The organism is Leptolyngbya sp. AN02str (assembly GCF_050565595.1).
Classification (GTDB): domain Bacteria; phylum Cyanobacteriota; class Cyanobacteriia; order Elainellales; family Elainellaceae; genus Kaiparowitsia.
In genome coordinates this window covers 116,550-127,411 of the sequence record NZ_JBNXVR010000015.1, presented here as the reverse complement: position 1 = coordinate 127,411, position 10,862 = coordinate 116,550, and the positions used below count along the sequence as shown (strand labels likewise).

The following is a 10,862-nucleotide window of genomic DNA, read 5'->3' as shown; positions in this document are numbered from 1 at the left end:
CATCAATAACACCCGCAATCAGTCCCAAGTGGTCCAAGTTCTCGATCTGCAAGGGGGCGATCCTAACTCGTCTCCCTCAGCTTATCCCCACTCCCTTTAATTCCCAGAGCAACCTGCGGAATGTCGGAACAGGCACTAGCTCAGATGCGGTTTTCATGATGGAGCTTAGGGAGAAACGATATTACTCTAGATCGCTTAATCAGTGGGTGGAGATAGAAGAAACTCTAATGAAGCCAGCTTTAACAGGTCGCGATATTGATCCTTACTATTATGAAAGTGATAACTTTTTATTGTTTCCTTATAAAGAAGAAAGCGGGAAAATAGTTTTAATTCAGCCTTGCGAAATGGTAGAAAAATATCCAAAAGCTTGGAACTATTTAAACCATTCAACCAATCAAATTATTTTAAGAGGACGTGATAAAGGAGACTTTCAAAGTAGAGAAGATTGGTATGGATACGGTAGACCGCAAAACATGCACTTACTAGGTATCTCAAAAATTGTTCTACCTGACGTTGCTGGCAGGGCTGAGTTTACATATGATTCTGAGGGAAGATACATTATTGATACTTCGTACGCAATTACCTTAAAGAGAGGTGTATCCATTTCCTCGCTGGCATTAACTGCTATTCTCAATAGCTCCTTAATGACATTTTTCCTTAAACAAACCGGCACTGATTTAAGGGGCGGCTATTTTCGGATGAAAACTGCTTACTTGAATCCATTTCCTATCCCTCAAATCTCTTTCACTACTTCAAACGATCGCCGTCAACAAGCCTTTCAAGACGTGATCGCTCTCTACGATAAATTTCAACTCGATCACAATCCCGATCCACTGCTTGCAAAAGTCGACTATCATCTGAGCCAGCAGCCTGAAGAAACTGATGTTATTCACGATTTGCTGGCACACTTAGCAGAACAAATGATTGAACTCAACAAACAGAAACAAGCCGAAATCAAAAGCTTTTTCCAATGGCTTGAACGCTTTGTAGGTTGTGACATTGATAACCTAAGTAATAAATCCAAAATTCAAAATTACTTGGGTGACTATTACAAAAAGACTCAAGGCTCAGACATGGAAACGGATATTGGGGAACCTCATCTGAGCTTTGATGACTTTATCGAATTGCTTAAAAAGAACAAAAAGAAACTCAAAATTGACCCTGCTGCCCGTAAGGAACAGCAAACCCTGGAAAAGGAATATCAAAATAGTTTGGATGTTCTTTTGCCCATTAAAATGCAGCTAATGCGGTGCGATCGCCTAATTGATGCGATTGTCTATAAACTATATGGGCTGATTGAAGAAGAAATTGCCATTGTCGAGGGAAGTTGAGAGGTGGCGATCGCTAACCAGCCGCGAATGTATCTGGTAAATCTTGCAAGCTTTTGCCATTCGCCTTAAGTAATTCGTCCAAGGCTTTCATCTGGGCGATCGTGAACGATGGAACACTGTCCCCCGTCTCCCATCGGCTAATCGTTCGTGCTGACGTACCAATTTGTCGTGCAAACTCCTCCTGGGAAAACCCTAGTTCTTCTCGTAGTTTTTTAAGTGGCGATTCTCCCATCACGTCAGCAAGCAATTTAGTAACGAATGTGTAGACAATCTGTCTAGACAGGTTGACAATAGGACGAAGTGTCTAGACAATGTGTCTATAAGAAACAGAAGGGAAGCTAGCAGCCCAACGATAAAGGTGGGTTGCGGCTTGCCCCTGCTTTAGTGTCTCATTTCTTTCTACCTATCACTATGAGTTATTACGACCAGCTTCATCCATGGGTGGTCTATCGCCTGCTGCCCAATTGTCAAAATCGAGCTATTACTCGGTTTCGCCGCCGCAACGATGCCAGCATGTATCTCGCCACACTTCAGCGACACATGCCCTTTGCCAAATTCATCGTTGCCTTTGACCCACCCCAAATACCCTCAACAGAGCAAATGTCTATCCGCGCAAGTAGCCACCATTCTGCGGAGGGTAGCCATGCTCGTGTTGAATGATGCCCAAGCCCTGATCGTGCAAACCTTGCTGACCAAAATGCTGGTCAACGACGCTTACTCGGTTGCTCAACTCGAAGAAGCACTCATGTGGTTTCAGCAGGGCGATCGCATATCCTGCCCCTTTGAACAGATATGGAGCAAAACCCTAGCCCAGCAAATTGCCCAAGAACTACGCCGTCAGCCCTAACCACCAAGGCCAGATTCAACTTTAACCGTTGAGTCTGGCCTTAATTTTTTGATTCGTATTTGACTTGTGCACCGCGATCGCCTGTCTCCATGCTGAGCTTCTTCCCCAAACCCTATCCAGACGAATTGCTCTACAGCGTCCTGGCTCGCTACCACATCCGCAGCGGTAACATTAGCCCCAAGCTCACCCTGCAAGAACTGTTTGGTTCTAGAACTGCGATCGCCACGGCTGACCTTCCCAGCAATCTGGAGCCTTTGGCTACAAATTTAAGCATCATCTCAGAGGTGACTGTCGAAGACGTCATTCAACGGCATACGCTTTTTCCGTTCTACAGGGCTTTCATACCGCAAGAGCGATCGCAGACGATCGCTGAGGCCATGCGCTCCGATCATGGAAGCAGTATTCACAGCGAGATTGGAATTCGGGCCAGTTCTGTTCGTGTGCCTCAATACTTCAGGTTTTGCCCAACTTGCGCCCAAGCCGATCAGGAGAAGTATGGGGAGTTGTACTGGCATCGAGTTCATCAGGTGCCCGGAGTCCTCGTTTGCCCCCATCACGCCGAAATTCTTCAGGACAGTTCAGTACGGCTTCAGGGCCTGAATCGGCATGAGTACATTGCTGCCAGTCCTGATAACTGCCGTATCCATGAGGCTAAGGCCCCATCATTTAGTAGGAAGGCGCTGGATACCCTTATCGGGCTTGCTCAGGATGTGTATTTCTTGCTGGAGCAGGAGGTTCCCTGCAAGGACTTGAACTGGTTCCGCAAACAGTATATGTCTCTGCTAATCGACCGTGGTTTAGCCACTGCGACTGGGCGAGTGCATCAAAAGGAGTTGATTGAACAATTCTTGTTTGCCTACGAGCCGGGAATTCTACAAGCTTTGGATTCAAGCATTCATCAACAGGATGAGCACAACTGGCTCACAAGCATCGTCCGAAAACACCGGAAGGCGTTTCATCCCATCCGTCACTTGCTGATCATTCGGTTTTTGGGATTGTCAGTTGATACATTCTTGGGGAGCGATCGCGGCTACAAGCCCTTTGGGGCAGGCCCCTGGCTGTGTTTGAACCCTGCCGCCGAGCATCACCTGAAACCCGTCGTTACCCGTTTGGAGATCAGCTTATGCTGCGATACGAAAAAGCCCGTGGGTACGTTTTCCTGCCACTGTGGTTTTATTTACTGCCGCACTGGCCCCGACCGCAGCAAGGAAGACACCTACCGGATTGGCAAGATCAAAGCCGTAGGTTCTGTATGGCAACAGAAGCTTCGGCAGCTGGTGGAAATTGAACAGTTGGGACTACGGGAGACTGCCAGACGGCTCCAGGTTGATCCCAAAACGATCAATCGCTATGTACAGAACCTTGGACTTGCCGTGAGATGGCGATCGCCCAACGAACCCCAAAGCCCCGATTCACTAGAAACTTCTTCCACTGAATCGAGCGTCTCCAATGACATCAAGACCCACCACCGGAACATCTGGGTTGCCCTCCAAACAGAGCATCCTCAAGCTTCAAAAACAGCACTGCGGCAGTTAGCTCCTGCCACATATACTTGGCTGTACCGGAATGACCAGGAATGGCTAACTCAGAACTCACCTGCTACCCAGACATTTGACCGTTTCAAGAATCGGGTGGACTGGCAAGTACGGGATCAGCAAACTCTGATCCAGGTTGAGGATGTTGTGCAAAACCTTTTAGCTGCCGAGAAGCCTATCAGAATTACGGTGAGCAAAGTCGCCAAGGCGATCGGTCAACTGACACTTGTTGAACAGCATCTCGATAATCTGCCATTGACAAGGGCATATCTAGAATCAGTCATCGAAACCATTGAGGATTTTCAAATTCGTCGAGTCTGCTGGGCTGCTGAACAACTTAACCATCGAGGAGAAACTGTTGAGTATTGGAAAGTGATTCGGCTAGCAGGGTTAAAGCCAGATTACTCAGAAAAGGTTAAGCGTGTTCTGGAAAGCGAGGTTTGTAGAAGAGGAGCAGTAAACAGGCTTTGAGCACAAAAATACCGAAATCTTCGCATGACTCGTCCTGAGGCTCCTCATATAATTTTTGGAAGGAGGAAACAGATAAAAAACGGAACAGTGTGAATAGAGATCGGATGAATCACCTCAAACCGCTGCTCCGCTGGATTGGACAAGGATTTATTGGTGTTGTCAGTTCAACTTGGGTAACTACATCACTTGTTGTTCCGTCTCAGGCTTCTACTTCGGTATCTCTCTCTGGGTCTTCTGTAATTGCTCAGGTATCCACCCCCAACTCACCCATTTTTGTCACAGGTCAGCTAGACCAAAATAGTCCTACACTGACAGATGGCCGCTACTACCAGGCACATACCTTTGAGGGGAGAGCTGAAGAGCAAATCGTCATCGAACTGAGCAGTGAGGAGTTTGATACGTACCTCATTGTGATCAGCCCTGAAAATGAGATTGTTGCTGGAGACGACGATGGGGGGGCAGGCACAAACTCGACACTTATGATCACCTTACCCTCCACAGGTGTCTATACCATTGTTGCTATAGCTTCTGGTGCTGGTACAGGAGGTGACTACAGGCTAGAACGACGAGCAGCAACCGTGATCGACCAAGTCTTAGCTGAAGTAAGGCAACTCAATCGGCAAGTGGTTGTCCTTAAGCAAGCCGGACGCTACGCAGACGCAATTCCATTAGCAGAGCGCTTGCTATCTATCTATGAACAAGTGCTGGGAGGCAACCACCCAGATGTGACGACCAGCCTCAACGACTTGGCATTGCTCTACCAGGATCAAGGCAACTATATCCAAGCAGAACCCCTCTTCCAGCGCTCCCTCACGATCCGGGAACAAGCACTGGGAGCTGATCACCCACATGTAGCCAGTAGCCTCAACAATCTGGCAAGCCTTTACCAGTATCAGGGCAACTATGCTCAGGCAGAACCCCTCTACCGACGAGCGCTCTCTATTTGGGAACAAGTGCTGGGGGCTGATCACCCACATGTAGCCTTCGGCCTCAACAATCTGGCAAGCCTCTACATAGAACAGGGCAACTATACCCAGGCAGAGCCCCTCTATCAGCGCTCCATCGCTATCGGGGAACAAGTGCTGGGAGCCGATCACCCCGATGTGGCCGCTAGCCTCAACAACCTAGCAGAGCTCTACCGGGCACAGGGCAACTATGCTCAGGCTGAACTCCTCTTCCAGCGATCGCTCGCTATCCGGGAACAAGCGCTGGGAGGCAATCACCCCGATGTGGCCACCAGCCTTAACAACCTAGCAAGGCTTTACCAGGATCAGGGCAATTACGCCCAGGCAGAACCCCTCTACCGACGAGCGCTCTCTATTTGGGAACAAGTGCTGGGGGCTGATCACCCACATGTAGCCTTCGGCCTCAACAATCTGGCAGGGCTTTATATGGATCAGGGCAACTATACTCAGCCAGAACCCTTCTACAAGCGATCGCTCTCTATTTTGGAACAAGCGCTGGGCGGCAACCACCCACATGTAGCCCTTAGCCTCAGCAACCTGGCATTGCTCTACCAGGAGCAGGGCAACTATACCCAGGCAGAACCCTTCTACAAGCGATCGCTCTCTATTTTGGAACAAGCGCTGGGCGGCAACCACCCACATGTAGCCCTTAGCCTCAGCAACCTGGCATTGCTCTACCAGGAGCAGGGCAACTATGCTCAGGCTGAACCCCTCTTCCAACGATCCCTCGCTATCCGGGAACAAGCGCTAGGGGCCAATCACCCAGATGTGGCCAACAGTCTAAACAACTTGGCAAGCCTCTACCAAGAGCAGGGCAACTATGCTCAGGCTGAACCCCTCTTCCAACGATCCCTCGCTATCCGGGAACAAGCGCTAGGGGCCAATCACCCAGATGTAGCCAACAGCCTAAACAACTTGGCAAACCTTTATCGGTTACAGGGCGACTATACTCAGGCAGAGCCTCTGTATATGCGCTCTTTCACTATCCTTGAACAAGCGCTTGGAACTAATCATCCTAACGTAGCCACTAGTCTCAACAACCTAGCAAGTCTCTATTATACTCAGGCCAACTACATTCAGGCAGAGCCTCTGTATATACGCTCTTTCACTATCCTTGAACAAGCGCTTGGAACTAATCATCCTAACGTAGCTGCAAGTTTAACCAACCTAGCACAGCTCTATTATGCTCAGGGCAACTATGCTCAGGCAGAACTCCTTCTTCAGCGCGCTCTATCTATCCTTGAACAAACAGTAGGAGCCAATCATCCGTTTGTGGCAACTAGTCTCATCACTCTAGCAGCGCTGTATCAGGATCAAGGCAACTATGATCAAGCAAAATCTTCCTTGCAACAGTCGCTCGCTATCTTTGAACCAGTGCTAGGGATCAATCACCCTTTTGTAGCCACCAACCTTAATAACCTGGCAAGGCTCCATCAGGATCAGGGCAACTATGCTCAGGCAGAACTCCTCTACCAGCGATCGCTCTCTATTCGGGAACAAGTGCTGGGAGCCAATCATCCAGACGTGGCTCAAAGCCTTACTAACCTTGCAGCTTTCTTATGGGCACAAAATAACCTTCCTTCGACTCTTGGCTTCTTGCAGCGAGGCTTAGCTGTTGAAGAAGCTAACTTAAACCTTAATCTGATGGTTGGCTCGGAGGCCTACAAACAAAGCTTCCTATCTACCTTCGCAGGCACTACGTCTGCTGCCATCTCGCTACACCTCCAATCTCTGCCCGATAATCCAACTGCTTCGCAACTAGCACTGACGACCGTCCTCCAGCGCAAAGGGCGGTTGCTCGATCTCTTTACCAACAGCCAGCAGATTCTGCGCGAGCAACTCGATCTCGACAGTCAAACGCTGCTTAGCGACCTCACTGCTAAACGCACGCAACTCTCCACGCTAGTCTTCAACCGTCCAGAGTCTCTATCCCTGGAGCAATACCGCACTCAAGTTGCCAATCTGGAGGCGGAAATTCAATCTCTCGAAGCTCAACTCTCCCGTCGCAGCAGCCAGTTTCAAGCCCTCAATCAACCCATCGATATTCCAACTATCCAGGCTCTACTTCCAGCGCAAACTGCTCTGGTTGAACTAGTCCGCTATCGTGTCTTTGCTCCTCAAGCATCTATCAATAACCGTTTTGGAGAAGCCCGCTATGCTGCTTATCTGCTGCAAGCTGATGGCATCGTTGATGGGCTTGATTTGGGGCCTGCCGCTGAAATTGACCCGTTGATTGAAGACTTACAGCGCTCACTCGGCAATTATGATGATCAAGGCAAGCCCGGTTTCACCGTAGAGCAAGTCAAAGAAGCAGCTCAAGCACTCGATGCTCGCGTCATGGCACCCATTCGAGCGCGATTGGGAGACACCAACCACCTGCTGATTTCCCCCGATGGCGCATTCAACCTGATTCCCTTTGAGACGTTGGTAGATGAAACAGGGCGCTACCTGGTGGAAAACTATACCCTCACCTACCTCACCTCGGGTCGAGACTTGCTCCGACTCCAGGCACAAGCCACCGCCGCACCCCAATCCAACCCTGTCCTGCTGGCGAACCCCTTCTTTGAAAACTCCGGTAATGCAGATATCGCTCAAACTCCCACTCGCTTTATTGACTTGCGGGAGCGCGCTTGGCCCCCATTAATGGCAACGGCTGAAGAAGCAGATGCAATTGCGACCCAACTTGCCCAAACCTTACGTCTGCCTCCTTCCCAAATCCTGAATTTGCAACAACAAGCTGCTACAGAAGCCGCATTACGGCAAGTAAATCGTCCTCGCATCTTGCATATTGCCACCCACGGCTTCTTTGAATCCCTTGGCTCGCAAGAGGTTGTGTTGACGGACAATCCACTGCTGCGCTCTGGGCTAGTCCTGTCAGGCGTGAACGTCGGGCAAAGTGGTACCGGAGAAGATGGCATCGTCAGTGCTCTGGAAGTCAGCAATCTGAATCTATTAGGAACTCAACTGGTCGCTCTATCTGCTTGTGATACGGGCCTAGGAGACCTCTCGTTAGGAGAGGGAGTGTATGGATTACGACGGGCCTTAGTGCTAGCAGGCTCACAGAGCCAACTGATTAGTTTGTGGCAGGTGCAGGATAATACCACCCGTGATTTGATGGTGGAATACTACCAAAACCTGCTGTCAGGAATGGGACGCAGTGAGGCGTTGCGGCAAACGCAGTTAGCGATGCTGAACCAGGAAGCAACCGCTCATCCCTACTACTGGGCTCCCTTCATCAACTCTGGTGATTGGCGACCCATTTCACCTCAGTAGTTGTTGGCTGTTTTACTCAGTTATGGCTCTTCCCGTTCAATCTGCTTTCACTGCTTACCGTACCGCCCTGCAAGTTCTGGATCTGTCAGAGGAACTGTCAGAGGCGCAGGCGATCGCTATCCTCTGTGCCCGTGATGCAGTTCATCAGGCATTGACGGAGCAATATCCCATTTCAAGCGATCGCTTGCTTTGGTTAAAAGCTCTGGACGCCAAGTTCAAAGAGCACAAACAGCGAATTTATCAAGCGATTCAAGAAGAGCTACCCGCTTACCGTTCCATGCATCCTGATGCAGCTGCACATTGGTGGTGGCATCTAGACGATGAACCTGCTGTTCACCAGCGCGATCGCGGTGATTGGCTCTTTAAGCTCCTCACTTTAGGAAGCTGGACAGTCATCCTGGCCCTTTTGCTGAATATTGCAAATCGATTCCTCAGTGTTGGCCTAGGGGTCACCGGAACGGCGGCTGTCATCCTTCCGTCCCTACTAGCGTTTCTAAAAGCCCGCAGTGATTTAACAGAAGCAGGCCAGAAAGGAATCGAACAACTTTTCACCAAACTTGGAATTCCTAAACATTGGCAGGAAGAGGCGAAGCTTGGTTCAACCCTCGTGCTTTTAGGTGGCATTGTTGGTCTTTGGTGTAGCTTGCCAGCGATCGCCGATTTTTATAACCGGCGTGGCTTAGATCTTTACTACGGCAGGCATCTTCGCCAAGCAGAGCAGCATTATCGGCAGGCGATCGCCCTAGATTCTGACCATGCAGAGGCCCATTACAACTTGGGGCTCGTTTACGAAGACTGGCTGAGGCTAGATGAGGCAAAGGAGTTTTACCAGATTGCTTCCAGCCAAGGACTAGTAGAAGCTCACAACAATTTAGCGCGGCTCTTGATTCAGGAGGAGAAGTACCAAGAAGCCGTTATCTTGCTTCAGGATGGGCTCTTCTTACGCAATCGAACAGAGATTAAGCCAGAAGAAGAATTTAATCTCTACAAAAACTTGGGTTGGGCACGCTTCTCGCAGGGCTATTTTCAAGATGCTGAAGCGGCTTTAGAAAGTGCGATCGAGATTGCCAGTATCAACAATACTCAACAACGCGTCCGGAGTAGCGCTGCTGCCCATTGTTTACTAGCACAGGTACTCGAACAACAGGATAGACCAAGCGACAGCCTCCAACAATGGCAGGAATGCTGCCAACAAGGCATTGAGCGCCTTGAGCGTCGTCGCGCTCCAATCCTTGAAGAAGATCAATGGCTTCACCAAGCCCAACAGCGCTTACAAGCACACGGAAAAAGTTGCCCTTCTCCCGACACAACCTTATGACCTGGAAGTTTTTTTTGTTCACCTGTCTACTCGGTTTGGGTTTGCCCTTTGCCATCTCCTTGCCTGCTCAGGCAAACAACGTCACCATTTCCAATCTTTCCGGAAGGGTAGAGGTCAAAGGCCAATTTTCTTTGTTTTGGGGTCGTGCTAGACGGTATCAAGAACTCAGCCCTAATCATCGGGTTCGAGTCGGCAACCAATCGTTTGTAACAATCACCTGCCTGGATGCCAATGCCAATTGGATGACATGGACAATTTCGGCAGGCGAAGCACAGATGTCTGACCGCTGTGCGCCTAGAGTTTTTCCGAGTCGTTCAACGGGTCCAACTCGTTCTCCCATTGATGAAAACCGTCCCTACATCATTACCCCGCGCAACACAGCACTGTTGCCAGGAAGCATTGACATCGCCTGGAGTGGCGTTCCGAATGCAAATACTTACCGAGTCAGAATTCGAGGCTTAGGGGGCTTCTCATGGGAAAGCGATCGCCTCACCGCAACCACAGCACAATACACAGAATCATTGGAAACGGGTCGCACCTATGAAATCACGGTGGAAACGGATCGAGGTTTGTTGTCAAATCCAAGTGGTTCAGTGCCGCCTACCTTTAGGATTTTGACGGAGGCAGAAGTTAGCCGCGTCAATCAAGAATTAGCTCAAATTGAAGCATTAGCCCTCGATCCTACCGCACATACTCTGGCTATCGCTCAAGCCTACCGCAACCACAACCTCAATCAAAATGCGATCGCCGTCTTAACGACACAAATCCAGAGTGGTACGCAGAGTGCTGCTGTCTATCAATTGCAGGGGTCAATCTATGAACAGATTGGTCTAACCAGACAGGCACGGGAACAATATAACCGTGCTCTCGGTTTAACTGATGCAGATGACCTGGAGCAGCAAGCGAATCTCCAAGAGCGTTTGGGGTTAGTAGCACGTAGTGTTGCCAATTATGCTGAAGCGGTCATTTGGCTTCAGGCCGCTGAAGCCAACTACCGCCAACTTTTAGATGCATCGCTGCCAGAGGTTCAACAGCAACTGCAAAGCCTAAAGCGGCTGCTCGAAGACTCCCAATCTCGCTTACCCGCATCCGCCTTAGAGCGGCAAAGCACTGCTCCCTAAA

Annotated in this window: 8 protein-coding genes; 7 read left to right on the top strand and 1 reads right to left on the bottom strand. The window is 49.7% G+C overall.

Annotated elements, in window-relative coordinates; all coding sequences use genetic code 11:
* The first annotated feature begins 227 nt into the window (after nt 1-227).
* Complete coding sequence (locus ACQ4M4_RS13810) at nt 228-1,331, top strand: TaqI-like C-terminal specificity domain-containing protein (RefSeq protein ID WP_430685075.1); 1,104 nt, start codon at nt 228-230, stop codon at nt 1,329-1,331.
* A 13-nt stretch (nt 1,332-1,344) separates the two neighbouring features.
* Here ACQ4M4_RS13810 and ACQ4M4_RS13805 read toward each other — a convergent pair whose 3' ends face one another.
* Nucleotides 1,345-1,563: a helix-turn-helix transcriptional regulator gene (locus tag ACQ4M4_RS13805; protein ID WP_430685074.1), complete on the bottom strand. Its 219-nt coding sequence runs from the start codon at nt 1,561-1,563 to the stop codon at nt 1,345-1,347.
* A 179-nt stretch (nt 1,564-1,742) separates the two neighbouring features.
* Here ACQ4M4_RS13805 and ACQ4M4_RS13800 point away from each other — a divergent pair, with 179 nt between their 5' ends.
* From ACQ4M4_RS13800 to ACQ4M4_RS13775, 6 genes are all read left to right on the top strand, one after another.
* A complete protein-coding gene (locus ACQ4M4_RS13800) occupies nt 1,743-1,991 on the top strand; it encodes a hypothetical protein (protein ID WP_430685073.1) in 249 nt (82 codons plus the stop codon).
* Nucleotides 1,975-2,178: a hypothetical protein gene (locus tag ACQ4M4_RS13795; RefSeq protein ID WP_430685072.1), complete on the top strand. Its 204-nt coding sequence runs from the start codon at nt 1,975-1,977 to the stop codon at nt 2,176-2,178. The genes ACQ4M4_RS13800 and ACQ4M4_RS13795 overlap by 17 nt, the downstream gene beginning before the upstream one ends.
* Nucleotides 2,179-2,237: 59 nt before the next feature.
* Nucleotides 2,238-4,184 (top strand): TnsD family transposase, encoded by a 1,947-nt coding sequence (locus tag ACQ4M4_RS13790; protein WP_430685071.1) that lies wholly within the window; start codon nt 2,238-2,240, stop codon nt 4,182-4,184.
* A 104-nt stretch (nt 4,185-4,288) separates the two neighbouring features.
* Nucleotides 4,289-8,422: a tetratricopeptide repeat protein gene (locus tag ACQ4M4_RS13785; protein ID WP_430685070.1), complete on the top strand. Its 4,134-nt coding sequence runs from the start codon at nt 4,289-4,291 to the stop codon at nt 8,420-8,422.
* 22 nt (nt 8,423-8,444) lie between these two features.
* Nucleotides 8,445-9,740, top strand: coding sequence for a tetratricopeptide repeat protein (locus ACQ4M4_RS13780; protein WP_430685069.1), 1,296 nt, complete (start codon nt 8,445-8,447; stop codon nt 9,738-9,740).
* Nucleotides 9,737-10,861, top strand: a complete 1,125-nt coding sequence (locus ACQ4M4_RS13775) for a hypothetical protein (protein WP_430685068.1) — start codon at nt 9,737-9,739, stop codon at nt 10,859-10,861. Before ACQ4M4_RS13780 ends, ACQ4M4_RS13775 begins: the two co-directional genes overlap by 4 nt.
* Nucleotide 10,862 lies beyond the last annotated feature (1 nt).

What these genes read in the sequence shown, in the direction of transcription:
- ACQ4M4_RS13780 (WP_430685069.1), top strand. Translation starts at nt 8,445, where the DNA reads ATGGCTCTTCCCGTTCAATCTGCTTTCACTGCTTACCGTACCGCCCTG.
- ACQ4M4_RS13795 (WP_430685072.1), top strand. Translation starts at nt 1,975, where the DNA reads ATGCTCGTGTTGAATGATGCCCAAGCCCTGATCGTGCAAACCTTGCTG.
- ACQ4M4_RS13810 (WP_430685075.1), top strand. Translation starts at nt 228, where the DNA reads ATGAAGCCAGCTTTAACAGGTCGCGATATTGATCCTTACTATTATGAA.
- ACQ4M4_RS13805 (WP_430685074.1), bottom strand. Translation starts at nt 1,563, where the DNA reads ATGGGAGAATCGCCACTTAAAAAACTACGAGAAGAACTAGGGTTTTCC.
- ACQ4M4_RS13785 (WP_430685070.1), top strand. Translation starts at nt 4,289, where the DNA reads ATGAATCACCTCAAACCGCTGCTCCGCTGGATTGGACAAGGATTTATT.
- ACQ4M4_RS13775 (WP_430685068.1), top strand. Translation starts at nt 9,737, where the DNA reads ATGACCTGGAAGTTTTTTTTGTTCACCTGTCTACTCGGTTTGGGTTTG.
- ACQ4M4_RS13800 (WP_430685073.1), top strand. Translation starts at nt 1,743, where the DNA reads ATGAGTTATTACGACCAGCTTCATCCATGGGTGGTCTATCGCCTGCTG.